The sequence below is a fragment of the Novosphingobium sp. KN65.2 genome (assembly GCF_001368935.1).
Classification (GTDB): domain Bacteria; phylum Pseudomonadota; class Alphaproteobacteria; order Sphingomonadales; family Sphingomonadaceae; genus Novosphingobium; species Novosphingobium mathurense.
This window is the reverse complement of the sequence record NZ_CCBH010000170.1, coordinates 37,090-61,035: the sequence shown is the minus strand read 5'-3', so window position 1 is coordinate 61,035 and position 23,946 is coordinate 37,090. Positions and strand designations below refer to the sequence as shown.

Below are 23,946 nucleotides of genomic sequence, written 5' to 3'. Positions count from 1 at the left end.
ACCGCCGTCAAACAAATCGCCTGCATGCCGAAGCATGGTCGTCTTCGAGAAGGAGATCAGCACCATGTCGCAACGTTTGTCCCATGAACAACTCCAGCAACTTGCCAGGATCACCGATGCGCCCGTGCGCACCAAAGTGGAACGCAATTTCGGTCTTCCGACCGGGCTCTATGTTGCGACCGTAGCGCTCTATCTCGGCTTTATCGGGGTCATGGCCAGTCTGTTCATGAACCCTGAACTCGCCATTCCGATGGTCATTTTTGCGGGCTTCGTGGTCTTCGCGTTCGGCCTGGCCGGCTACTGGGCGAAGATGAAGCCCGACCATGATACCGCGTCGCTGACATGGGGGCAGTTCGGCAGCCGCGGTATCGATACTCTGAGCGGAAGGCTGACCGCAAGCGAGGCGGCGATTCAGGTCCTCATGCTGCCCGTGCTGATCCTGGGCTGGGGCCTGGCCGTCGCGGTCATCGTGGCCTTTACCTGAGCCGGGGGGCTTTCAGGTTCCATTTCGATGGACGTTCGGAGACCCCTCCCTCGCAAGAGGGAGGGGTTTTCGCATGTCCGGAAGTTCGGTTCAGCTGCGCAGGCGCGCGGCAAGGCCGGCTATGACGCTGTCCTGGCGCGCAACAATGTCGCTGACCTGCGCACGTGCCCTCTCGATCGCCTCGGCGCTGGGCGAGAGTTCGAGCGGGGCGGCATCGCGCGCCTCTGCATAGAGCGTGTCGAGTTCGGCGAGCGGGGCCACGGTTGCCCCGCGGCGCGATTCGAGGGCGGCAAGGGCGATCTGCGCGGTGGCCCAGCTGTCGCTGGTCACGGCGGCGCCGGCAGCGCCTGCAACGGCGCGCTCGGCAGAGCCCTGCTGCTCCCTGAACTGTGCGTCGGTTTCCTGCGCGGCCGCCACCAGCCCGTCGAGGCGGGTGACGAGATCGGTATTGGCCGGGGGCAGGGCCGGCTCCTCAGGTGTCTGCTCAGCGGCGACCGGGGTTGCGGAGCCGCCGATTCGCTCGATGTCGCGTTGGCCGAGCGAGGGATAGCCGCTGGTGGTGGAACAGGCCGCCAGCGCGACAGGCAGGGCGGCGGACAGAAGCAGGCTTGCAGTTGCGCGGATCATGGCCCCGCCATAGCACGGCGGGGGCGTTGCGCGAGGGGGAAACGCGAGGCTGGCGGTGCGGGGGAATTGCCTTCATTCGCCAGACTCTGGTTGACACGACTCAGGGCTTGGACTAACGGCACGCACTCTTTCCGGCCCCCGCATCAGGTGGGGTGTCCGGCGCGTCGCCCGCAAGGCTCCACGGTTCTTCCTGGACCAGAGCGGCCGGGGCAAGGTTGTTTCGGCTCGTTTTCGGGCAATTTGAGATTAGGTAAGGGCACCATGTTCGCAGTTGTGCGCACGGGCGGCAAGCAGTACCGGGTTGCCGCCGGAGACAAGATCGCGGTCGAAAAGCTGGCTGGTGAAGCCGGTGAGACCATTACCCTGGGCGACGTTCTGCTCGCTGGCAAGGACGGCGAAGTTGCTGACGCCTCGAAGATCAAGGTTTCGGCCGAGATCATCGCTCAGGCTAAGAGCGAGAAGGTCGTGGTGTTCAAGAAGCGCCGTCGTCACAACTACCGTCGCAAGAACGGCCACCGCCAGCAGATGACCCTGCTGCGCATCGTGTCGGTCGGCTGAGCCCAGACTTCGGAAGGAACTGAGCAATGGCACATAAAAAAGCAGGCGGCTCGTCGCGTAACGGTCGCGACTCAGCAGGTCGCCGCCTCGGCGTGAAGAAGTTCGGCGGTCAGGAAGTGATCGGCGGCAACATCATCGTGCGTCAGCGCGGCACCCGCGTGTATCCGGGCGTGAACGTCGGCATGGGCAAGGATCACACCCTGTTCGCCACCGCCGAAGGTCGCGTGCGCTTCCACGATGGCAAGCAGGGCCGCAAGTACGTCTCCGTAGACGTAATGGCAGAAGCCGCCGAATAATCGGATGGTCTTGCAAAGGGCCATCCTGATGGGATGGCCCCCGCTGGACTGCACCAGTCCGGCAGAATGAGGGAGAGGGCCCCGCCCGTCTCCCTCTTTTCGTATCTCCCTCTCCCGTTGCCCGTATCGAGCCGATGCGGATGCATGTGCCGCAATTGTCCAATCCGCGGCGGCATCCCTGTGCTTGAAGGTCCGGGCGTAACGTCAATGTCACGTGTCCGCGCTAAGGGGGACCGGGACTGATGAGTGGAGACCGAAGTGTTCATTCGCAGCGATAGGCTGTTCCTGCGCCCGGCATGGCCGGAAGACCTGCAGGAGCTGGAAACATTGATCGCGCACGACAGCGCCGCCTGCAACCTCGCCAGTGCGTGCTGGCCGTGCGCCCATGACGATGCCCGGCGCTTTGTCGCGCATGAGCAGGCCCATGCCCTGCCGCAGTTCGTCATTACCGTGCCCGGTACCGGCGGATCCCGTATCGTCGGCTGCATCGGCCTCGACCGTCGCGATGGCGAAGTCGAGCTGTGCTACTGGATTGCGCGCGACCAGCGCGGGCGGGGCTATGCCGGAGAGGCGGTCAAGGCGGTCGTCGACTTGGCATGGACGCTGGGTCATGCGCGAATCGTCGCCAATCACTTCGTCGACAGCCCGGCTTCGGGCAGGGTCCTGCACGGTGCGGGTTTCCGGCGAACCGGACGCGTTGCCGAGCGTTACAGCGTCACGCGCAAGCGGGTTTTCCCGGCCCGCGAATATGTCCTGGCGCCTGCCGGTTCGGATGGCTTCGACGATGAAATGAATGGCTTGCGGGTGGACGACGAACAGAAGCGCGCCGCCTGATACGTCATGCTCGGCCGCGTCCCGCCCCGGGGCGCGGTTCCGGCAAGATTTTTGCTGAAATTCTCGCCGGAATGTTGGATAAGGGGTTGCCCTGAGGCAGATCGCAATAATTCCTTAATGCGGCAGAGTCAGGGTAAAAAAGGGAGAGAGTTCGGCCTGAACCCGATTGGGCGCGTGATCGCGTGCCGATCAGGAAAAGCTGAAATCGCGGAGCAGATAATAACGGAGAACCGTGAAATGTTCGTCCGCACTGAGAGACTGTTTTTAAGACCCGGATGGCCCGAAGACCTTGAGGATCTGCTCGAGGTGTTCGAGGACGACGACGTCCAGCAGGACGCCTTCGTCGCGCCCCTTCCGCGCACGGCCGGAGAAGTGCGCGAGTTTCTCGAACGTCCGCGCGATCCGCGCCTGCCCCATTTCGTCATGTACCTGCGTTCCGCCAAGGGCGCGGAACTGGTGGGCGGCATCGGCTTTGCCCGCGAAGGCGACCGCATCGAGATGGGCTACTGGATCGTCCCGCGCTTCCGCGGCCGCGGCTATGCGGCAGAGGCCGTGCGGGCCGTGCTCAACCAGGCGCGCACGCTCGGCTATCGCAAGGTCTATGCGAATCACTTCGTGGACAGCAGCGCTCCGGCCAAGGCTCTCGAAAGCGCCGGCTTTCACGATACCGGGCGGGTGCATTCACGCTACAGCGCCGGGCTGGGCATGGAAACGACCGCGCGGATCTATGTGGCCGAACTCGAACGCCGGACGAGCCCGCGCATCGAACCGACCCTGGCGTCACTCTGAGTCCCGGATTTCCGGGCGACTGACCGCTGCCGGGCGCTGGCTCACGCCTCGAGCTTGAGCCAGCTCGGCCAACGGGCGGCAGGGACGCTTTCCGTCTTCGCATGGTCCACGGCGAGGCCAAGGTCCGGATAGGCGATCCGCTGCCGCTTCTCGTCCGATTCGGTCAGCGGCAGCACGATCAGCCGGCGATTGACCTTCTGGCGCCAGTTCATGCGCGCGGTGTTCTCCTGACCGACGTAACAGCCCTTGGCGAAACTCACGCCGTGGAGTTCGGCGGCGTTGCATTCCAGCCAGAGCGTCGTGCCGTCGCCCAGTTCGGCGCGGCCTTCCGTCACCCCGAAGCGCAGGCGGTGGGCGCGCCACGCCTCGTCCGCGCTTTCCATCTCGTGCTCATCGCTCGTGTCGATGGAGGAAATCCAGCGCTCGCCCAGCGCCGACAGGCGCGGGTCGGGGGCAGCACCGTCGCCGACATGGGGGCGCCAGTGGACGGCCAGCTTCTCTTCATGCGTGATGTCGATTGCGCGGCGCAGCCGGTACATCGACAGGCGCTTGGCAAGGGCGTCGGCGAATTCCGCTTCGCAATCGATCAGCAGGTCCGTGCCCGAAGGCCAGACGATGAAATCGAACAGGACCTTGCCTTGCGGCGAGAGCAGCCCGGCCCAGACCGGGAGCTTGCCCTTGACGTCGGAGGTGACGAGTCCTTGCAGGAAATCGGCGACATCTTCGCCTGAACCATCGCGGGGGGAGAGCCGCAGCACGGCGCGCTCGAATAAACGTGTCGCTGACATGCCCACAAGATGAGGATTTCTCTCGGGTCGGCAAGGGTGGGGCGACAGTTTTACACGCCCGGGCCGAGCCTTTCGCGCACCTCGTCGAGGACCCAGAGCGCGGCGGGGCCGGGCGGGGCGTCCTTGCGCCACAGTGCGACGAGTGAATAGTCGAGCGGGGGGCGCTCGGGCAGGTGCAGTTCGACAAGCGCCCCGCTTTCGAGGTCGGCCCGGATGGCGTGGCGCGGCATCGAGCCCCAGCCGATGCCCTCCTTGAGCAGAACGTGCTTGGCTCCAAGATCGGCTAACCGCCAGGTACGAGGACTGAACACCGAGAAATCGCGTCCCGCGGTCAGCGGCGAGCGGTCGGTCAGAACAAGCTGGAGGTGCTTGCGCGATTCGCCGGGGGCGATCGATTCGGCGTGGGCGAGTGGGTGAGTAGGGGCGGCAACCGGAACCATTTCCACCGAACCTATCATTTCGCGGTGCAGTTCCGGCAGGTCCTGGATGTCCGGGCCGGCGATCGCGAGGGTCGCCCTGCCTTCGAGAACGAGGCTGGCGACGGCGCCCAGCGCTTCGACATGCAGGCGCAGGGCCACGCTGGGGAACATCAACTGGAAAGCGCCGAGCAGCGAAGCGAGGACGGGGCCGGGAACCATGACGTCGACCGCCAGCGACAGCTCCGCTTCCAGTCCCTGGCGCAGGCTGCGCACTTTGGCGAGGAGGGCGTCCACGTCGTCGGAGATGGCGATGGCCTCGGTCAGCAGCGCCTTGCCGGCCTCGGTCAATTGCGGTTTGCGTGAACCTTCGCGGTCGAACAGCGACACGTCGAGCTGGTTTTCGAGCTGCGAGATGGCGTAGCTGACCACCGAGATGGCGCGGCCCAGCTTCTTCGCGGCGCGGTTGAAGCTGCCTTCCTCGACCACGGCAAGAAAGCAGCGCAAGTGATCGAGACTGGGTGGGGCGATGTCGGGCATGGAACCTCGTCTATTCGACTTTATCGAACATTTCAGTCGATTTTATCACAATTATCCGAGATGCCCGCAAGCTCTATCTGATGTGCGAACACTGGCCGAACCTGCAAGTGCAGCGGCGCCGAACGCCTCTGGAGAAAGGAGGGCAAGCGATGATTGAACTGCGTCCCTTCGACACGATCGGAGCCGCCAACCACGGCTGGCTCGATGCGCACCATCACTTTTCTTTCGCCGATTATCACGATCCGGCGCGGACCAACTGGGGACGCCTCAGGGTCTGGAACGACGATACCGTCGCGCCAAGGTCCGGCTTCCCGCCGCATCCGCACCGCGACATGGAAATCGTCACTTATGTCCGCAAGGGCGCGATCACGCACCGGGACAGCCTCGGCAACGAGGGCCGCACCGGCGCTGGCGACGTCCAGGTCATGAGCGCGGGGTCGGGCATCGTCCACTCCGAGTTCAATCTGGAGGACGTGGACACCACCCTGTTCCAGATCTGGATCCTGCCCGACGAGCGCGGCGGCGAGCCGGGCTGGGGCGCACGTCCCTTTCCCAAGGGCGACCGCGCCGGCCGTTTCGTGACGCTTGCCAGCGGTATCGCCGGTGACGACGACGCGCTGCCGATCCGCGCCGATGCCCGCGTGCTGGGCGCGACGGTCAAGGCGGGCGACACCGTGACGTACCCGACTGCCGCAGGCCGCCATGCCTATCTGGTGCCCGCCACCGGACGCATCCGCGTCGGTGACGTCGAGGCAAATGCCCGCGACGGGGTTGCCGTGACCGGACTCGACACCATTACCGTAACTGCACTCGAGGACGCCGAACTGGTCCTCGTCGATGCAGCCTGAAGCCCCCCAATCTCTCAACACAAGGATCAAGACATGACCGGACGCATTGCCCATCCGAAGATCGAAAAGCTTATCGTCGAGCGCTGGTCCCCGCGCGCATTCGATGGCAGCGAGATTTCGCAGGAAGACCTCGAGGTCATCCTCGAAGCCGCAGGCTGGGCCCCTTCGGCCTACAACGTGCAGCCCTGGACTTTCCTCTATGCCCGCAAGGGCGACGCCAATTGGGACCTGCTGCTCTCGCAGCTCGTCGAATTCAACCAGGGCTGGGCGAAGGACGCCTCGGCGCTCGTCTTCATCGTTTCCGACAAGTACATGCGCTCGGACGAAGGCAACACCGACAACCACAGCCACAGCTTCGATGCCGGCGCCGCCTGGGCGATGGCTGCCCTGCAGGCGCAGGCCATGGGTTACCACACCCACGGCATGACCGGGATCAAGTTCGGCGAGGCCGAGGCCGCGCTGGGCGTTCCCGAAGATCATCGCCTCGAGGCCGCCTTCGTTATCGGCCGCAAGGGCCCGAAGGAAGTGCTGCCCGAATTCCTGCAGGAGCGCGAAGTTCCGGTCGGCCGCAAGCCGGTCTCCGAAATCGCCCGCGCAGGCAAGTTCGCCTGATCGTCAGGCACTGACCCTACCCCTCAGGAGCGTTTCGACCCTTCCCCCTCCCCCACATCGGAACGCTCCGACCGGCCCGGTCTGCCCCTTGAGGCAGGCCGGGCCTTTCTTTTTGCTTCGTCACCCGGGCGCCACGCGGTTCGCAGGAAAAGTCGCGGCTGGGCCTGCCAAAGAACTTCTCGCTGGCCCCCGCGCAGCGAAGCGGGCAAGGCGCGCCGCATGCTCTACTGGATCCGGAACCTTGCCGCTCCCGTGCCGCAGGCGGCAGTCGGCCATCTCGGTTGGCTGCGCGGCGCGCTGGGCGCGGCACTGGCGATTGCACTGGCCGCGGGGCTGACGGCGATGTTGCTGGGGGTGAGCGCACTTCCCTTGCCGCTGCCCTTGCTCGTCGCCCCGCTCGGCGCTTCGGCGGTCCTCGTCTTCTGCGTTCCGGCCAGCCCGCTGGCGCAGCCATGGCCGGTGATCGGCGGGGACCTCGTTTCGGCGGCAGTGGGACTGGCCGTGGGCCATGCGATCGGCGTACCATGGCTGGCCGCCAGCCTTGCCCTGGGAATCGCGATCGCGCTGATGTCGCTGCTGCGCTGCCTGCATCCGCCGGGCGGGGCCTGCGCGCTGCTCTACGCATTGGGCGCGGCCGGCGCGGAGCACTGGCAATGGGCCTGGATCGGCTCGATCGCCGCCAATGTCGCGGCGCTGACGGCGACCGGCTGGCTCTACAACAACATGACCGGGCATCCCTGGCCGCACGTTCCGGTGCGCGTCCCGCCTGCCCCGGCACCAGCCTATACCCGCGCCGACATCGAGGCGGTGCTGGCCGACTGGAACGAGGTACTCGACGTCGACATCGACGATCTCGACGCCTTCTGCCAGGCGCTCCTGCGCAAGGGGCGTGGCGGCTAGGCGCCGAACGCCTGCACATCCTTGCGCAGTCGGCCCGGGACGCCTAGTTCCCGGCAGAGGGCCGGACCGGTGCTTGCGCCGGAATCGCCCCGAGCCAGTCCCAGTCATCAGTTAAGAGGCCCCCCATGACCGCCAGCGCACCCGAACTCGTCCTTTCCGGCGGCACGGTCCACACGCCCAACGGCTCTGGCGTCGCCGACGTCGCCGTGCGCGATGGCAAGATCATCGGCGTGGGCAGCTATCCCGATGCCGACCGTCGGATCGACTGCACCGGGCTCGACGTGCTGCCCGGCGTGATCGACAGTCAGGTCCATTTCCGCGAGCCGGGCCTAGAACACAAGGAAGACCTCGAAACCGGCAGCCGCGCCGCGGTGATGGGCGGCATTACCGCCGTTTTCGAGATGCCCAACACCTCGCCCAACACCGACAGCGTGATGCGCGTGCACGACAAGCTCGACCGGGCCCGTCACCGCATGTTCTGCGACCACGCCTTCTACGTCGGCGCGACGGCGGAGAATGCCGAGGAACTGGGCGAGCTGGAACGCATCCCGGGCACCGCGGGCGTCAAGATCTTCATGGGCGCCTCGACCGGCAGCCTGCTCGTCGCCGAGGATGAGCAGCTTGCGCGCGTGCTGGCCCATGGCCGCCGCCGCGTCGCCATCCATGCCGAGGACGAGGAGCGCATGAACGCGCGCAAGCACCTGCGCGTGGAGGGCGATCCCTCCAGCCATCCGGTCTGGCGCGATGACGAGAGCGCGATGCTGGCAACCCGTCGCATCCTGCGCCTTGCCCGCGAGGCGAAGCGCCCGATCCACATCCTGCACGTCACCACCCCGGCGGAACTGGAGCTGATCGCCCAGCACCGCGACGTGGCGACCTGCGAAGTAACGCCGCAGCACCTCACCTTGGCCGCCGAGGACGCCTACCCGCGCCTGGGCTCCTATGCCCAGATGAACCCGCCGATCCGTTCGGCCGAACATGTCGCGGGCCTGTGGCACTGGTTGCGCCAGGGCGTGCCCGACGTCATCGGTTCGGACCACGCGCCGCACACCAAGGAAGAAAAGGCCAAGTCCTATCCGAACAGCCCTTCGGGCATGCCGGGCGTGCAGACCCTGTTGCCGCTGATGCTGGACCATGTCGCCAGGGGCAACATGACGCTGGAGCGCCTGATCGACATGACCTCAAGCGGGGTGCAGCGCGTCTTCGGCCTTGTCGGCAAGGGCCGCATCGCCGCCGGTTACGACGCCGACTTCACCGTAGTCGACCGCAAGGGCAGCTTTACGATCAGCGAGGACTGGGTGGAAAGCCGCTGCGGCTGGTCGCCCTTTACCGGAATGGAACTGCAGGGCCGCGTCGTCGGCACGATCATCCGCGGCCATTCGGCGATGTGGGAAGGCCAGCTGGCCAATGCCGCGCGCGGCGAAGCACTGCGCTTTGCCGGCGCGCTCTGATCGCTAGCTGAAAGGGCGCGTTGGCGGTCAGGCCGCCGCGCGCCTTGACAGCAGGTCCCAGCAGAAGGCCGCGATGGCGGCCCAGATCAGCGCGAAGCACACCACCTGCACCGGCTTCAGAGGTTCGTTGAAGACGAACAGGCTGAGCAGAAACAGGCCGGTCGGCGTCACGAACTGGATGAAGCCGAGCGTCGAGAAGTCGAGCCGACGCGCTGCCGAGGCGAACAGCAGCAGCGGCGTGCCGGTCAGGATTCCCGCCAGCGGCAGCAGCAGGTTGAGCTTGAGCGACGTGCCCATGGCCAGCCCCTCGGGCGTCAACGCCTGCCATGCCAACAGGCCGAGCGCGGGCGGCAGCAGCACCAGCGTCTCGATCGTCAGGCCGGGCAGGGCGTCCACCGGGGCCAGCTTGCGGGTCAGGCCATAGCCGCAGAAGCTCATCGCCAGCACGAGGCTGATCCACAAGGTATCCAGCGCCCCCAGCGAGAGGATGGCGACGCCGCAGGTAGCCAGGATCACCGCCACCCACTGCAGGCGTGACAGCTTCTCGCGCAGGAACAGCGTTCCGGCCAGCACGTTGAGCAGCGGGTTGATATAGTATCCCAGGCTTGCGGCGAGCACGTGTCCGTGAAGCACGGACATGACGTAGACCAGCCAGTTGGTTCCGATCAGCAGCCCGCTCACGGTCAGCGCGCCCAGGATCCGCGGTTGGCTGAGCGCTTCGCGCAACTGCTTGCCCTGCCGCAGCAGCACCGTCACCACCACGCAGAAGGGCAGGGTGAACAGCAGGCGCCAGGCTACTACCTCGAACGGGGACACCGCCTTGAGCAGCGCGAAGTACAGCGGGAACAGGCACCAGATGCCATAGGCGGCGATCGCCTGGGGCAGGCCGCCGGTGCGGGGCGCTGGCGGGACGGTGGAAACGGTCATCGCTGGGGGAACTCGATTAGGGGGAAGCGCTGCATAAAAGCCGGAAATGCGCGCAGCAAGCGGTTCGTCGCTGCCAGGGCCTCGGCTCGTCGCTATTACGAAACCTGACAGCCGTGTTGCACGCCGTTCAGGTTCATTGCTTTAAAGATGAATGCGTACCGCGGATCGTGCCTCCCAACACGGCCCCTCCGCCATCGCAGGAGAAACGACATGAACGCATTCATCAAGGCAACCGCCATCGCTGCCGCGACCGCCAGCCTCGCCACTGCTGTCCCGGCCATGGCCGCGCCCAGCTATGCGCCGAGTTCGGTTTCGGATTTCCGCGCGCCCGGTGAGCAGACTTACGAACACAGCCGCCACTACTCGCGCGAGGATTACCGTCGCGGTTACCGTGACGACTATCGCAGCTATCGCAACTACGACGAGCGGAACTATCGCGATACCCGCGCGTGGCGCGGCGACGATGGGCGCTACTACTGCCGCAAGCAGAACGGCACCACCGGTTTGCTGATCGGCGGCGCGGCAGGTGCACTGCTCGGCCGCGAGGTCGACGGCGGTCGCGACCGCACCGCCGGCACCCTGATCGGCGGTGTCGTGGGCGCCCTGGTCGGTCGCGAAGTCGACCGTGGCGGCAGCCGCTGCCGCTGATAGCGCCGGCCCCAGCTGATTGAGACACCCCGCGCGGACGGCGACGCGCGGGGGAACCGCCCGGTCTTGTGCTTCACGTTCTGCCGGGCGGGAGGGCGCTTGCGGCTTGTCCGCGGGCGCCCTCGACATTTGTGCCCTAAACACTTGCTCAGAGACCTTTCCCGGAATGGGACGCCGCCGCGATTGGCGGGCCCGAAGCCTCGTTTTCCCTTCCTTTTCACCGTATTGAACCGCCAAGACGGCGACTTGGCACGATGCCCGGGCGCTGGCATCCTGTCCGCTTGCGGCAAGGAAGGAACGTGAAGATGAAGAATTCCGCCCGTTTCATGGTGCTGGGCCTTGCAGGTACGCTGCTGCTCGCCGGCTGCAATTCGGACAAGAAGCAGCCCGAGGGGGCTGAGACCGATCCGGCCATGAGCGGCGCGCTGGGCGACCAGATCATGGTCGATCCGGAGATGACCGGGCAGGACGGTGCGGCGCTGGGCGCCAACGGCGGCCAGATCACGCTTCCGCCGGCGGAACGTTCCCCCGAAGCGATCGCGGCGGCCAAGGCCGATGCGGCGGATGTCGCCGGCGGCAAGCTGACCGATATTCCGCAGCCGACCAGGGGCAGCGCGGCAACGCTGACCGAAACCGCCGCAACCGCGGCGCAAGTGGCCGCCGCAGCGAGGACCGCGCATACCGATTGCGCGGGCAAGGCGCAGTACTCGAACACCTGGGCGGCCCGCCTTCCGGCCGAAATCCCGGTCTATCCGCGCGGTGCGGTGCAGGAAGCGGCCGGCACCGACAGCGACGGCTGCGCCCTGCGCGTGGTCAACTACGCGACCCCGGTTTCACCCGAGGATGTCGTGAGCTTCTACTACACGATGGCCAACAAGGCCGGTTATGGCGCGGAATACCGCCTCGATGGCGACGATCACGTTGTCGGCGGGCGCAAGGGCGGCAAGGCCTATGTCGTCTATGCCCGCAAGCTGGGCTCGGGCGTGACCGAGGTCGATCTCGTCACCAGCGGGAAGTAGGCGCCGGGGGCGAGCGCTGCGCCCCTACTTCAACCCCACGCCGATCATCGCGCGCGGCTGTTCCATTTCGCCCGAGGCGACCGGATAGGCGCAGTAGTCTGCGGCGTAGTAGCCGGTCGGGCGATGATTGCCGGACAGGCCGATGCCACCCATCGGCGCGGCATGGGACGGGCCCGTGGTCGGGCGGTTCCAGTTGACGATCCCGGCGCGCACGTTGGCCCAGAAGCGGTTGTACTCCTGTGGCGTACCACCCACGAGAGACGCGGCAAGGCCGAAGCGGGTGTTGTTGGCCTCGGCAATCGCGCCGTCGAAATCGCCCACCTTGATGACCTGCAGGATCGGGCCGAACAGCTCGACGTCGGGGCGGTCGGCCATCGCCGTCGTGTCGATGATCGCCGGACTCAGGAAGGGCAGGGATTCGTCGGGGCGTACGAGGTGCTTGATTGCCCGTCCGCCGTTGCTCAACAGGTAGAGGAAGCTCTCGGTCAAGCCGTCGGCGGCGGCATTGTCGATCACCGGGCCCATGAAGGGGGCCGGGTCGTCGAACGGGGCGCCGACGATCAGGCGGTCGGCCAGGGCCTTCACTTCGACCATCAGTGCATCGTAAAGCGTATCGCGCACGATCAGGCGCCGCGCCGCGGTGCAGCGCTGCCCGGCGGTGGCGAAGGCGGACTGGACGACGATCGCGGCGGCGTCGGTCAGCTTGGGCGTGTCCCAGACCACGATCGGGTTGTTGCCGCCCATTTCGAGCGCGACGACCTTGTCCGGCCGGGTGGCCAACCTGCGGTTGATGGCAAGGCCGGTATTGGCCGAGCCGGTGAACAGGATGCCGTCCACCCCTTCATGGGCAACGAAAGCCTGGCCTTCCTCGGGTCCGCCCACGGCAAGCTGCACCACCGAGGAAGCGATGCCGGCGCGGTGGAAGCAGCGGATCAGGATTTCGCCCGATGCCGGGGCTTTCTCGCTCGGCTTGAAGATGACCACGTTGCCCGCGATCAGCGCCGGGATGATGTGGGAATTGGGCAGGTGCGCCGGATAGTTGAACGGGCCGAGCACGACCAGCACGCCATGCGGCTTGTGGCGCACTGCCATCGTTCCCTGCAGTGCGCTGTCCAGCTTTCGTTGCGAGGTGCGTTCGGCATAGGAGCGGATCGACACCTCGACCTTGTTGATCACGCTCTCGACTTCGGCGTTGGCTTCCCACAGCGGCTTGCCGACTTCGCGGGCGATGGTGCGCGCCAGCGTATCGGCTTCCTTGCGCACTTCGTTGGCGAAGCGGCGGACCAGTTCCATGCGGTTGGCCAGGGGCTGCGCGGCCCAGCCCGGCCATGCCTGCCGGGCGCGGGTTACGACTTCGTTGATCTCGCACGGTTTGCCGCGCCAGATCTCGGCACCGGTGGCCGGTTCGCAGGAGATGATGTCCGCCTTGCTCACGTCGGTACCCGGTCTCCGTTCACTCGAAAGTGCAGCCTCTTGTGTCGCTTGCGCGGTCATTACGGCAATAGATCCGTTATCCAAGATAAATCGAAGTTCGGCTGCACCTTACACGGGCTTTCCTACCGGGGTGCTAACGACGGGCTGTTAATCATCGTGTCCGGCAGGAATCGGAGGTGTGCCGAGCTGGCGGCCCAACTCGCGGATTTCCCCGATCCTGGCGTGAAGCGGGCCCCAGTCGTCGTCCCTGTCGATGTGCGACCAGAGGCGTTCGACTTCGTCGATCAGCGTGCTGGGCGGAGCTCCGCGGGCCCAGAACGGATCGTCGGTGCCCGCCGCCGGCTTATATCCGGAGAGGATCCGGCCGAAGTCGCTGTCGTCCGCGGCGCGCCCGCCGCGGTGGTCGTAGAACAGCTGTTCGGGCGGCAGGCCGGTCTCGACCATGCGGTTCTCTGCCGCCTGGACCAGCCGGGTATCTGCCTCCAGCCCCTGCGGCCCGACGCCCAGGCGCCAGGCGAACCGGCGGGCCATCGCTTCCTGGTAGAGCGGTCCGAAGCGATTGAGCGCGGCAACCAGCGGTTCGGTTTCGGTGAGCATCCGCAGCGCCACGGCCAGCTGGCCGCAGTTCCAAAGCACCGCCTCGGGCTGGCGGCCGAAGGCGTAGAGGCCGCCCTGGTCGAAGTAGGCGGCGGTAAAGCGCGGATTCCATTGCGGCAGCCAGCGCCACGGGCCGTAGTCGAAGCTCTCGCCCGAGATGTTCATGTTGTCGGTGTTGAGCACGCCATGGACGAACCCTGCGACCATCCATGCCGCGGCGGTGTCGGCCAGCCGTTCGACCACCTGGTGCATCAGGATCACCGCGGGCTCGTCGCGTCCGGGGGCGTCCTCGGGCGGAAGGCTGCCGGGGTAGGTCTCGAGGCAATAGGCGACCAGCTCTTCCATGTGCTCGCGCTCCTCGAAGGCGAGCAGGCGCTGGAAGGTGCCGATGCGGATATGGCCGTGGCTGAGACGCAGCAGCACGGCCGAGCGCGTGGGCGAGGGCTCGTCGCCGCGCCACAGCGATTCCCCGGTCTCGATGACGGAGAAGGTCTTGGAGGTATAGACGCCCAGCGCTTCGAGCATTTCGGTGGCGAGGATCTCGCGCATCGCGCCTTTCAGCGTCAGGCGTCCATCGCCGTCGCGGCTGTACGGGGTCTGGCCCGAACCCTTGGTGCCAAGGTCGAGCAACCGGCCCCCGCCGTCGCGCATCTGGGCGAAGAGGAAGCCGCGCCCGTCGCCGATGTCGGGGTTGTAGTGGCGGAACTGGTGCCCGTGATAGCGCAGCGCCAGCGGCCGGGGCAGGTTGTCGGCCAGCGGAGCGAAGCGGCCGAAGTGCTCGATCCACTGCGCATCGTCGAGATCGGCAAGGCCCACGGCGGCGGCCCAGCGGTCGTTGCGGAAGCGCAGTTCGTGTTGCGGGAAAGTGGCGGCGTCCACTTCGTCGCCCAGCCATGAGGAGATCTTCCCGATCCGGGGCTCGGGATTATAGGCACTTGCTTGCGGTTCTGTCTGCATCAGGCGATAGTGGGCGCATGACGCGCGTCGTTCAAGGCGCGCAGGCTTGGAGGACCCCACTAAGGCATGTCGGATTACGAGGATCGGTTCTGGACGAGCCGCGACGGGGTCAAATTGCATTTTCGGGATTACGCGGGGCCGGATTCGGCGGAGGGGCCATCGCGGCTCCCGGTCGTGTGCCTGCCCGGGCTGACCCGCAATGCGCGCGATTTCGAATTGCTCGCCCCGCACATGGCGCGTTCCCGACGCGTTCTCTGCCCCGACATGCGCGGGCGCGGCGACAGCGAATATGCAAAGGATTCAGCCAGCTACAACCCGGTCCAGTACGGCGAGGACCTGCTCGTCCTGCTGGAACAGGAAGGCATCGACCGGTTCGTGGCCGTGGGCACTTCACTGGGCGGGATGATGACCATGGGCCTTGCGCTCACGATTCCGGGGCGCATCGCCGGTGCCGTGCTCAACGACATCGGCCCGGTGCTCGAGCCGGAGGGGCTGCGGCGCATTCTCGACTACGTCGGGCAGGGGCGCAATTTCCCCACCTGGGTCCACGCCGCCCGGGCGATAGAGGGTACGCAGGGCGATGCCCATCCGGGTCAGGCGCTCGATTTCTGGATCGGCCGGGCCAAGCGGCTGATGGCGCTGGGCAGCAACGGGCGCATCGTCTTCGATTACGACATGAAGATTGCCGAACCGCTTGCCGACCTCGATGTCGACAGCCAGGCGGACCTGTGGCCTGCCTGGGAAGCGCTGGCAGGGCGGCCGCTGCTGGTCGTGCGCGGGGCCCTGTCGGACCTGTTCAGCGCGCAGACCCTGGAGGAAATGCTGGTGCGTGTGCCCGAAGCGGAAGCGGTCACGCTTGCCGATGTCGGTCATGCGCCGACGCTGGACGAACCTGAAGCGGTGGCCGCGATCGATCGCCTGCTCGCCAGGGCCGACTGAGGGCGCCGGGCACATGCGGGATTCGCGGCCCTTGCGGGTGCTTCATCTCCATTCGAGCTTTTCCGCGGGCGGCAAGGAACTGCGCGCGGCCCGGCTGATGAACGCCTTCGGGCCGAAAGTCCTGCACACGGTCGTCTCGGCCCAGCCGGGCGCCTATGGCGCGGCCATTGCCGTCGATCCCTCGCTTGCGGTGACATATCCGGAGGACTTCCCGAGCCTTCAGGGCAAACCCCTGCCGCGCCGGCTCCTCGGGATCGCACGGGCGCTCAAGGATCACGACCTCGTCCTGACCTACAATTGGGGCGCGATGGACGCGGTGCTGGCCCATGCCCTGTTCAGGCGGTCCCTCGGCCTGCCGCCGCTGGTCCACCATGAAGACGGTTTCAACGAGGACGAGGCGAATCGGCTCAAGCCTGCGCGCAATTGGTTCCGCCGCGTGGCCCTGACAGGGGCTTCGGCCGTCATCGTGCCATCGCAACGGCTGGAAGCGATCGCGCTGGACGCTTGGAAGCAGCCGCGCGGCAAGGTGAAGCTGATCGTCAACGGCATCAACTGCGCGGCCTATGTCGACAAGCCGCGTCCGGACATCCTGCCGGGCCTCGTCAAGCAACCGGGAGAAAAATGGGTCGGCACGCTCGCCGGCCTGCGCCCGGTCAAGAACCTGCCCCGGCTGGTGCGCGCCTTTGCGCAGATGCCGCAGGACTGGCGGCTGGTCATCCTGGGCGAAGGGCCCGAGCGCGGTGCCATCGCCGCGCAGGCCGAGGCGAGCGGCGTGGGGAATCGGGTGCATATGCCCGGCTTCGTCGCCGATCCCTCGCACACGGTTGGGCTGTTCGATCTCTTCGCGCTTTCCTCCGACAGCGAGCAGTTCCCGATCTCGGTGGTCGAGGCGATGGCGGCGGGCCTTGCGGTGGCTTCGCCAGCGGTGGGAGACGTCGCGTACATGGTTTCCGAGGAAAACCGGGGACATATCTCCAGCCCCGGCGATGAGGCGGGATTGGCCCGGGCGCTGGTCGAACTGGCCTGCGATCCGCAGCTTCGGACCCGTATCGGCATTGCCAACCGTGCTCATGCGAATGCACTTTATGACGAAAATACAATGATTTCTCTGTATCGCACGGTCTATGGTCAGGCGGTTGGCCGAATGTCCGCGATCTAGGCCCGACGTCCATTCAGCGGTGCTTCACCACGGGACGTGCAGCGATCATCCCCGTTGAAAAGCCCCAGCCATTCGCTAAACAGCCCGCAACCATCCTGATTTCCGCAGAAAGCGCCCGAAAATTGGCTCTGCCTCCTTCTCAAAACACTCCGTCCAACGACAAGGCCGAACAGCGACTCGCCGCGCAGCAGGATGTCTTCCTGCGCGAGGTCGACGATGCCGTGCGCCAGGATCAGCTCGAAAGCTTCTTTGCCCGCTACGGCAAGCCGCTGATAGCGTTGATCGTGATCGCTCTCGCGGCCTTCGGTGGCTACCTCTACTGGGATCACAAGCAGACCCAGCAGCGTGAAGGTGACGCCGAGACTTTCGTGCAGGCGCTGGACAGCCTCAAGGCCGGCAAGCTCGACGATGCCGATGCCAAGCTCAAGGCGCTTGCCGCTGAAGGCTCGGACGGCAGCGCCACCGCGGCCAAGCTGATGCAGGCGGGAATCGCGCTCGACCGGGGCAAGAAGGACGATGCGCTCAAGCTCTACGCCGCAGTCGCCAGGGACGAGAATGCGCCGCAGCCGATGCGCGACCTTGCCACGATCCGCGAAGTCGGTGCGAATTTCGATGCGATGAAGCCGCAGGACGTGGTCGATCGCCTCAAGCCCTACGCCGCCCCGGGCAATCCCTGGTTCGGCGTGGCCGGCGAACTGGTGGGCATGGCCTACCTGAAGATGGACAAGAAGGACCAGGCCGGTCCGCTGTTCGGTGCGATCGCCAAGGACGAAGGCGTCAGCGCCGCGCTGCGCAGCCGCGCGCGCCAGCTGGCGGCCGTGCTGGGCGTCGACGCGCTGGACGACGTGGTTGATGACAAGGGAGAGCCCATCGGCAAGGACGGCGCGAAGACTGCCGCGGATGCCGGGGCGACTGATGAGGATGCCGCCCAAGGGGCTGGCGAATGACCCATTTTCTTGAGGATCTGCGCATGAAGGCAACTGCCCCGAATATCCGACGGTCCAACGCCCGCAAGGTCGTGCCGATGATGGCCCTGGCCCTGGTGATGGGCCTTTCGGGCTGCAAGATGTTCGGAGGCAAGGACGGCCCGAAGACCCCGACCCTCGGCGAACGCGTGCCTATCCTTTCCCGGATCGAGAGCGGCGCCAAGGTCGACCCGACGCTCGGCGCGGTCTCGGTCATCCTGCCCCCCGAAACGGTGAACGCCGAATGGGCGCAGGCCGGCGGCAACGCGAGCAAGTCTTACGGCCACCTTTCGCTTTCGGCGACGCCGTCGCGCGTGTGGACCGCCAACATCGAAGGCTCCTCGCAGCGTCAGCGCCTTGCGGCCTCGCCAGTGGTCGGCGACGGGCGTCTCTACGTCATGGACACCAAGGGCGTGGTTCACGCCTTCGACGCGCAGAGCGGCGCGCAGGTCTGGACCAAGAGCTTTGCGGTATCCGGCGATGGGTCGAAGGCGATCTTCGGCGGCGGCGTCAGCTATGACAGCGGCAAGGTCTACATCACTACCGGTCTTGGCGAAGTGGCCGCGCTGACGGCGGCGACCGGTGAGCAGCTGTGGACCAAGAAGCCTGCCGGGCCGCTGCGCGGATCGCCCACGGTCGGTTTCAACTCCATCTATGTGATGACGCAGGACAACCAGATCATCGCGCTCAATGCCGCCGATGGCGAACTGGTGTGGAATGAATCCGGCTCGCTCTCGCAGGCCGGTGTCTTCGGCGTTGCTGCGCCCTCGGCAGGACAGGGCACCGTCATTGCCGGTTACTCCTCGGGCGAACTTGTAGCCTATCGCTACGAAAACGGCCGCCAGCTCTGGTCGGACGCGCTTGCGCGCACGTCGATTTCGACCGAAGTGGGCAGCCTGACCGACGTCGACGCCGATCCGATCATCGATCGCGGCAGCGTCTATGCGCTGGGCGAGGGCGGTCGCATGGCGGCCTATGAACTGGTCACCGGCCAGCGCATCTGGGAACTCAATCTGGCGGGGATCTCAACCCCGGCGGTGGCTGGCGACTGGATCTTCACGCTTGACGATCACGCGGAAATCCTCGCGATCCAGCGCAATACCGGCAAGGTGAAGTGGCTCACCGACCTGAAGCGTTACCGCAAGGCCAAGAAGAAGAAAGGCCCGATCTTCTGGGTCGGTCCGGTCCTTGCAGGCAACAAGCTGTGGGTGGCCAATTCCGAAGGCGAAGTCGGCTCGGTCGATCCCGCCAGCGGGGAATGGACGCCGTTCACCAAGCTGGGCGATTCGGTCTCGCAGGCTCCGGTCGTGGCCAACCAGACGCTTTACATCCTAGACGACTCCGGCCGCATCACCGCCTATCGCTGATCCGGCCCCGGGCGACCCGACCGGCATTCGCTGCGAATGCCGTTTCGGACGCCTTAACCATTTGCCGCTAGGCAAACGGGCATGAGCAATGCCCCCACGTTCACCGCCCGCAGGCCGGTCAGCGATGTTTCGGCTGGCGTCGGCCTCGCCGGACTGGCCGCGCTGATCGCCTGGTTGCTGGTCTGTCGCAACTGGGCGGGTCTCGCCGATGCCTTTGCCCTGCCCGGCCCGCACGAACCGCTCGCCGGACCTTATGCAGCGGTCCTGACGCTGTTCGTCACCGGGCTGGCGATGAGCTTGTGGTCGGTGCTGGTGGACAAGGTTCACCTGCGCCCCAGCACCGGAATCGACTGGCGCAGTCCCCGTCCGTTGGCGCAATCGATCGACGTTTCGATCACCAAGCTGGCCGGGCTCTGGGCGACCTGGGCGGCGATCGGCATGTTCTACTGTATCGGCCGCTGGTACTGGGACGGCCAGTATCTATTCGCGATGGAAGTGATCGGCACGGCGGCAGTGCCGCTCTTCGCGCTTTCTGTGCCCTATGTGCTCTGGCTCGACCGCTACATGATCGAGCCGCGCGACCATTCCTGGCACTTCGGCGCCATGCTCATCGGGCGCGAGGCTTGGTCGGCCGAGGAAGTGAAGAAGCATGGCCGTGCCTGGGCGATCAAGGCATTCTTCGGTGCCTTCATGATCTCGATCCTGCCCGGCGGCTTCGCCCGCATCGTCGAGGCCGATTTCAGCGCCATCGCCCACGATCCTGTGGCGCTGGGGACGATGCTGATCGAGGGGCTGTTCCTGGTCGACGTGCAGATCGGCACGGTCGGCTATCTCTTCACGTTCCGCCCGCTCGACGCGCATATCCGCAGTGGCAATCCGCTGCTGGCGGGCTGGGTCGCCGCACTGATCTGCTATCCGCCCTTCGTGTGGGGCACGATGGGCCGGGCCGACGTGCTGGGCTATGAGGTCAACACCGGCGGCTGGGCCTACTGGCTGCAGGGTCACGACCTGCTGCTGTGGTCATGGGCCGCGCTGCTGGTCTGCCTTACCGCGATCTACGCCTGGGCGACCTTTGCCTTCGGCCTGCGCTTTTCCAACCTGACCTATCGCGGCGTTCTCACCAACGGGCCTTACCGCTTCACGCGCCATCCTGCCTACCTGTCGAAAAACCTGTTCTGGTGGTGCTCGACCCTGCCGTTTCTCGTCACCAGCCACGCGTTGACCGACATGGTGCGCAACACCGTGCTGCTCGGCGTGGTCAGCGCGATCTATTTCTGGCGCGCCAAGACCGAGGAAGCGCATCTGCTGGGCGAAGATGCCAAGTACCGCGAATACCACGCCTGGATGGCTCAGAATGCGCCGATCACGCGGGGCCTGGGCTGGCTTCTCGGCAGGCTGCGCCCGCGCCGCCCGGTGCTGCAAGCGGCGAAGTGAGCGGGCGGGTCAAGGTCGCGTAGCCGAATGCCGTCAACCGGGACCTGATCCGCGATTCCCGCCTGCGCGGGGATGGCGACCGAAACGCGAAGAGCCCTGCGTTCAGAAGCTCTTCTGCTTGTAGACCTCGCACAGATCGCCGCCCCATTCGCCGTGGAAGCGTTCGAGCAGGCGCTGGGCCGGAACCTTGCCCGACGACACGATCTCGGCGAGCGGTTCGAGGTAGCCGGTCTCGTTGTCGCCGCCGGCGTTGAGCTTGCCGCGCGCGGCAAGGCCCGAACGGGCGATGTCGAGCACTTCGCCGGCGATGTCGCGCAAGGTGCCGCCACCGGGAAGCGGGGCGTCGAGGCCGAGCTTCGGGACGGAGCTGCGCAGCACTTCGCGGCCTTCCATGTCCCAGTCCTTCACCACGTCCCAGGCCGCGTCGAGCGCGGTCTGGTCATAGAGCAGGCCGACCCACAGGGCGGGCAGGGCGCAAATGCGGTTCCACGGACCACCGTCGGCCCCGCGCATTTCCAGGAAGGATTTCAGGCGCACTTCGGGGAAGGCGGTGGACAGGTGATCCTGCCAGTCGCTCATGCGCGGCAGTTCGCCGGGCAGGGCGGGCAGTTCGCCCTTCAGGAAGTCGCGGAACGACTGGCCCGCGGCGTCGATGTACTTGCCGTCGCGGAACACGAAGTACATCGGCACGTCGAGCATGTAGTCGACGTAGCGCTGGTAGCCGAAGCCCTGCTCGAACACGAAGGGCAGCATGCCCGTGCGCGCCGGGTCGGTGTCCGACCAGATGTGGCTGCGGTAGGAAAGATAGCCGTTGGGCTTGCCTTCGGTGAAGGGCGAATTGGCGAAGAGCGCGGTCGCCAGCGGCTGCAGCGCCAGCGAGGTGCGGAACTTCTGCACCATGTCCGCCTCGCTGGAATAGTCGAGGTTGACCTGGATGGTGCAGGTGCGCAGCATCATGTCGAGACCCATCGAGCCGACGCGCGGCATGTGCCGCAGCATGATGTCGTAGCGGCCCTTGGGCATGACCGGCAGTTCTTCGCGGGTCTTGTCCGGCCACATGCCCAGCCCGAGGAAGCCCTTGCCGATGCGGTCGCCGATGGTCTTCACCTGTGCGAGGTGGCGGCCGGTTTCGGCGCAGGTTTCGTGCAGGCTTTCCAGCGGCGCGCCGGAGAGTTCGAGCTGGCCTGCCGGTTCGAGGCTGACCGTGCCGTCGCTGCCCTTCATGGCAATGACGTTGCCGCCTTCCACGATCGGTTCCCAGCCGAATTCGGTCAGCGCCATCAACAGGTCGCGGATGCCGCCGGGCTCGTCATAGGACGGCGCGTGATGATCGGCCTTGTCGTAGACGAATTTCTCGTGCTCGGTCCCGATCCGCCACGCGGCGCGCGGCTTTTCGCCCGCGGCCATCGGCTCGGCGAGTTGGTCCAGGCTCTCGATCAGCGGATCGGCGCGATCCGATATCTCGCGGGTGCTCATGGCCGGGGAGGTAGTGGCGGCAAGGCCCGGACGCCAGCACTATTTGCTGCGGTGATAGTCAATTTCCGGAAGGCGACCAATCGCCCGCCACGGCCATCCAGAGCGCGGTGGCGGCAATGCTGGCAGTCTCGCCGCGCAGGATGCGCGGGCCCAGCGTGATCGGGCGCGCTTGCGGGAGGGCGCGGATAAGCGCGCGCTCCCCTTCGTCGAAGCCGCCTTCGGGCCCGACCAGCAGGGCGGCAGGGCCGCAGTGCGCGGCGAACTGCGCGGCGGCCGGCTCTCCACCCAGCTCGTCGGCGAAGAACAGCGCGCGATCCTCGGGCCAGTCGCGCAGCATCGCTTCCAGCCTGAGCGGCTCGGTCAGTTCGGGCAGCGCGGTGCGGGCACATTGCTCGGCCGCCTCGGTCACCATGGTGCGCGCCCGCTCTGGGTTGAGCTTGTCTGCCACGCAACGGCGCGTCACCACCGGCTGGATGCGTCGCACGCCCAGTTCGGTCGCCTTCTCCAGCACGAGGTCGAAGTTCGGCTTTTTCAGCAGCGCGGCGCAGAGCGTGAAGTCGGGAACCTCCTCGCGCTCGCGCAGCCGCTCACGCGCTTCGAGCACGACCTCGCGCTTGCCTGCCGAGACGACGGCGCAGGCCCATTCGCCGGTTTCGTCGTCGCACAGGATCACCGCGTCTCCGTCCGAGACGCGCATGACCTTGGACAGGTAGTGTGCCTGCGTCCCCTCGATCGCGACATGCGCGTCCTGCGCGACCGGACCGGGAACGAACAGGCGCGGCGCTGAGCGCGGCGGCCAGGCGGGAGTTGCAACCATGCTTCCTCTTACTGCCCCTGTCCCGCTTCGCAAACGTGCGCAGGACCGTAACCCACTGCTCGACGCCCATCGCGTCCAGGGTGGACATTCTGCCCAAGTGAACGATCATCCATGACACGCGGCACACAATCGACTAATTACGCCCGCGTGACCGAACCCGCATTTGTCCCCGATACGCAAAACCGCAGCCTTGTTTCGATGCTGCCGCCGTCCTTGCGCGACTATGCGATGCTGGCGCGTTTCGACCGGCCCATCGGCTGGTGGCTGCTGTTCTGGCCCTGCGCCTGGGGCGTGATGCTGGCGGGCGGCGAAGCGCGCTGGGACCTCGTGCTGTGGATGCTCGTCGGCTCGATCGCGATGCGCGGTGCGGGCTGCGTGTGGAACGATATCGTCGATGCCGATCTGGACCGCAAGGTCGCGCGCACGGCCAGCCGCCCGGTCGCGAGCGGGCGCGTCTCCCGGCAGGCCGCAACGATCTGGCTGTTCACGCTCTGCGCGGTCGGCCTCGTCGTGCTGTTCCAGCTGCGCTGGCAGGCGCAGGTCATGGCCCTGAGCAGCCTGGCCCTCGTCGCTGCCTATCCCTTCATGAAGCGGATCACCTGGTGGCCGCAGGTCTGGCTCGGCCTCGTCTTTACCTGGGGGGCACTGGTCGGCTGGGTCGAGATCCGCAGCGACCACATCGACGTTCTCGTCGCACTGTATGGCGGCTGCATTTTCTGGTGCATCGGCTACGACACGATCTACGCCCTGCAGGACCGCGAAGACGATGCCCTTGTCGGCATCCGCTCTGCTGCCTTGCGCCTGGGAAGCCACGTGCGCGCCGGAGTCGCCGGGTTCTATGCCCTTGCGATCGCCTTCTGGGCGCTGGCCTTCTGGACCCTGCGCGGCGACTGGGTCGCGCTCGTCGCATTGGTCCCGGTGGCGGCGCATCTGGGCTTCCAGGTCGTGACGCTCGATACCGATGACGGTGACAATGCGCTCGCCCGCTTCCGCTCCAACCGCGACGCCGGCATCGTCATGGCGCTGGCCTGCTGGGTGGTGGGCAACGCCGGCGTGATCTAGGA

General features: G+C 66.4%; 25 protein-coding genes. 17 read left to right on the top strand and 8 right to left on the bottom strand.

Annotation, left to right across the window (positions count from 1 at the left end):
- Positions 1-64 precede the first annotated feature (64 nt).
- Positions 65-484: a hypothetical protein gene (locus tag SPHV1_RS16255; protein WP_054947152.1), complete on the top strand. Its 420-nt coding sequence runs from the start codon at positions 65-67 to the stop codon at positions 482-484.
- A 90-nt stretch (positions 485-574) separates the two neighbouring features.
- Here SPHV1_RS16255 and SPHV1_RS16250 read toward each other — a convergent pair whose 3' ends face one another.
- A complete protein-coding gene (locus SPHV1_RS16250) occupies positions 575-1,111 on the bottom strand; it encodes a hypothetical protein (RefSeq protein ID WP_054947080.1) in 537 nt (178 codons plus the stop codon).
- Between the two features lie 261 nt (positions 1,112-1,372).
- On the opposite strand from SPHV1_RS16250, the gene rplU reads away from it, so the two are divergent.
- The 4 genes from rplU to SPHV1_RS16230 all read left to right on the top strand — a co-directional run bounded on the left by rplU (position 1,373) and on the right by SPHV1_RS16230 (position 3,588).
- Positions 1,373-1,669, top strand: coding sequence for a 50S ribosomal protein L21 (rplU, locus tag SPHV1_RS16245; protein WP_054947079.1), 297 nt, complete (start codon positions 1,373-1,375; stop codon positions 1,667-1,669).
- 26 nt (positions 1,670-1,695) lie between these two features.
- Positions 1,696-1,965: a 50S ribosomal protein L27 gene (rpmA, locus tag SPHV1_RS16240; protein ID WP_038575881.1), complete on the top strand. Its 270-nt coding sequence runs from the start codon at positions 1,696-1,698 to the stop codon at positions 1,963-1,965.
- 258 nt (positions 1,966-2,223) lie between these two features.
- Positions 2,224-2,799, top strand: coding sequence for a GNAT family N-acetyltransferase (locus SPHV1_RS16235; protein ID WP_054947151.1), 576 nt, complete (start codon positions 2,224-2,226; stop codon positions 2,797-2,799).
- A 237-nt stretch (positions 2,800-3,036) separates the two neighbouring features.
- Positions 3,037-3,588, top strand: a complete 552-nt coding sequence (locus tag SPHV1_RS16230) for a GNAT family N-acetyltransferase (RefSeq protein ID WP_054947078.1) — start codon at positions 3,037-3,039, stop codon at positions 3,586-3,588.
- Positions 3,589-3,629: 41 nt separating this feature from the next.
- Here SPHV1_RS16230 and SPHV1_RS16225 read toward each other — a convergent pair whose 3' ends face one another.
- A complete protein-coding gene (locus SPHV1_RS16225; RefSeq protein ID WP_054947077.1) occupies positions 3,630-4,376 on the bottom strand; it encodes a folate-binding protein YgfZ in 747 nt (248 codons plus the stop codon).
- A 50-nt stretch (positions 4,377-4,426) separates the two neighbouring features.
- Positions 4,427-5,332, bottom strand: a complete 906-nt coding sequence (locus SPHV1_RS16220) for a LysR family transcriptional regulator (RefSeq protein ID WP_054947076.1) — start codon at positions 5,330-5,332, stop codon at positions 4,427-4,429.
- Between the two features lie 149 nt (positions 5,333-5,481).
- Here SPHV1_RS16220 and SPHV1_RS16215 point away from each other — a divergent pair, with 149 nt between their 5' ends.
- From SPHV1_RS16215 to SPHV1_RS16200, 4 genes are all read left to right on the top strand, one after another.
- Entirely contained in the window at positions 5,482-6,180 is a 699-nt protein-coding gene (locus tag SPHV1_RS16215) for a pirin family protein (RefSeq protein ID WP_054947075.1), read from the top strand.
- Between the two features lie 33 nt (positions 6,181-6,213).
- The gene (locus tag SPHV1_RS16210) at positions 6,214-6,792 is read left to right on the top strand and encodes a nitroreductase family protein (protein ID WP_054947074.1); all 579 of its coding nucleotides are present in this window, start codon (positions 6,214-6,216) and stop codon (positions 6,790-6,792) included.
- Between the two features lie 219 nt (positions 6,793-7,011).
- Positions 7,012-7,692, top strand: coding sequence for an HPP family protein (locus SPHV1_RS16205; RefSeq protein WP_054947073.1), 681 nt, complete (start codon positions 7,012-7,014; stop codon positions 7,690-7,692).
- A gap of 125 nt (positions 7,693-7,817) precedes the next feature.
- Positions 7,818-9,143 carry a dihydroorotase gene (locus tag SPHV1_RS16200; protein WP_054947072.1) on the top strand — a complete coding sequence of 442 codons (1,326 nt, stop codon included), beginning with the start codon at positions 7,818-7,820 and terminating at the stop codon, positions 9,141-9,143.
- Between the two features lie 27 nt (positions 9,144-9,170).
- Here the strand turns inward: SPHV1_RS16200 and rarD are convergent, their stop codons facing one another.
- Positions 9,171-10,070: an EamA family transporter RarD gene (gene rarD, locus SPHV1_RS16195; RefSeq protein WP_054947071.1), complete on the bottom strand. Its 900-nt coding sequence runs from the start codon at positions 10,068-10,070 to the stop codon at positions 9,171-9,173.
- A 210-nt stretch (positions 10,071-10,280) separates the two neighbouring features.
- Between rarD and SPHV1_RS16190 the strand changes: the two genes are divergently transcribed.
- Both SPHV1_RS16190 and SPHV1_RS16185 read left to right on the top strand, forming a co-directional pair.
- On the top strand, positions 10,281-10,718 hold the full coding sequence (locus SPHV1_RS16190) for a glycine zipper 2TM domain-containing protein (RefSeq protein ID WP_054947070.1): 438 nt from the start codon (positions 10,281-10,283) through the stop codon (positions 10,716-10,718).
- A 305-nt stretch (positions 10,719-11,023) separates the two neighbouring features.
- Positions 11,024-11,737, top strand: coding sequence for a hypothetical protein (locus tag SPHV1_RS16185; RefSeq protein WP_054947069.1), 714 nt, complete (start codon positions 11,024-11,026; stop codon positions 11,735-11,737).
- A gap of 24 nt (positions 11,738-11,761) precedes the next feature.
- Here the strand turns inward: SPHV1_RS16185 and SPHV1_RS16180 are convergent, their stop codons facing one another.
- Both SPHV1_RS16180 and SPHV1_RS16175 read right to left on the bottom strand, forming a co-directional pair.
- A complete protein-coding gene (locus SPHV1_RS16180) occupies positions 11,762-13,231 on the bottom strand; it encodes a succinylglutamate-semialdehyde dehydrogenase (protein ID WP_054947068.1) in 1,470 nt (489 codons plus the stop codon).
- A gap of 87 nt (positions 13,232-13,318) precedes the next feature.
- Complete coding sequence (locus tag SPHV1_RS16175) at positions 13,319-14,725, bottom strand: protein adenylyltransferase SelO family protein (RefSeq protein WP_054947067.1); 1,407 nt, start codon at positions 14,723-14,725, stop codon at positions 13,319-13,321.
- 66 nt (positions 14,726-14,791) lie between these two features.
- On the opposite strand from SPHV1_RS16175, the gene SPHV1_RS16170 reads away from it, so the two are divergent.
- The 5 genes from SPHV1_RS16170 to SPHV1_RS16150 all read left to right on the top strand — a co-directional run bounded on the left by SPHV1_RS16170 (position 14,792) and on the right by SPHV1_RS16150 (position 20,589).
- Positions 14,792-15,664: an alpha/beta fold hydrolase gene (locus tag SPHV1_RS16170; protein WP_054947066.1), complete on the top strand. Its 873-nt coding sequence runs from the start codon at positions 14,792-14,794 to the stop codon at positions 15,662-15,664.
- 13 nt (positions 15,665-15,677) lie between these two features.
- Positions 15,678-16,823 (top strand): glycosyltransferase family 4 protein, encoded by a 1,146-nt coding sequence (locus SPHV1_RS16165; RefSeq protein WP_054947065.1) that lies wholly within the window; start codon positions 15,678-15,680, stop codon positions 16,821-16,823.
- A gap of 122 nt (positions 16,824-16,945) precedes the next feature.
- Positions 16,946-17,770: a tetratricopeptide repeat protein gene (locus SPHV1_RS16160; RefSeq protein ID WP_054947064.1), complete on the top strand. Its 825-nt coding sequence runs from the start codon at positions 16,946-16,948 to the stop codon at positions 17,768-17,770.
- Positions 17,771-17,793: 23 nt separating this feature from the next.
- Positions 17,794-19,155: a PQQ-like beta-propeller repeat protein gene (locus SPHV1_RS16155; protein WP_054947150.1), complete on the top strand. Its 1,362-nt coding sequence runs from the start codon at positions 17,794-17,796 to the stop codon at positions 19,153-19,155.
- Between the two features lie 81 nt (positions 19,156-19,236).
- Positions 19,237-20,589, top strand: coding sequence for an isoprenylcysteine carboxylmethyltransferase family protein (locus SPHV1_RS16150; protein WP_054947063.1), 1,353 nt, complete (start codon positions 19,237-19,239; stop codon positions 20,587-20,589).
- A 102-nt stretch (positions 20,590-20,691) separates the two neighbouring features.
- Here the strand turns inward: SPHV1_RS16150 and SPHV1_RS16145 are convergent, their stop codons facing one another.
- A complete protein-coding gene (locus tag SPHV1_RS16145; protein ID WP_054947062.1) occupies positions 20,692-22,065 on the bottom strand; it encodes a glutamate--cysteine ligase in 1,374 nt (457 codons plus the stop codon).
- A gap of 58 nt (positions 22,066-22,123) precedes the next feature.
- Complete coding sequence (locus SPHV1_RS16140; protein ID WP_054947061.1) at positions 22,124-22,882, bottom strand: 16S rRNA (uracil(1498)-N(3))-methyltransferase; 759 nt, start codon at positions 22,880-22,882, stop codon at positions 22,124-22,126.
- A 111-nt stretch (positions 22,883-22,993) separates the two neighbouring features.
- Here SPHV1_RS16140 and ubiA point away from each other — a divergent pair, with 111 nt between their 5' ends.
- The gene (gene ubiA / locus SPHV1_RS16135; protein ID WP_054947060.1) at positions 22,994-23,944 is read left to right on the top strand and encodes a 4-hydroxybenzoate octaprenyltransferase; all 951 of its coding nucleotides are present in this window, start codon (positions 22,994-22,996) and stop codon (positions 23,942-23,944) included.
- Positions 23,945-23,946 lie beyond the last annotated feature (2 nt).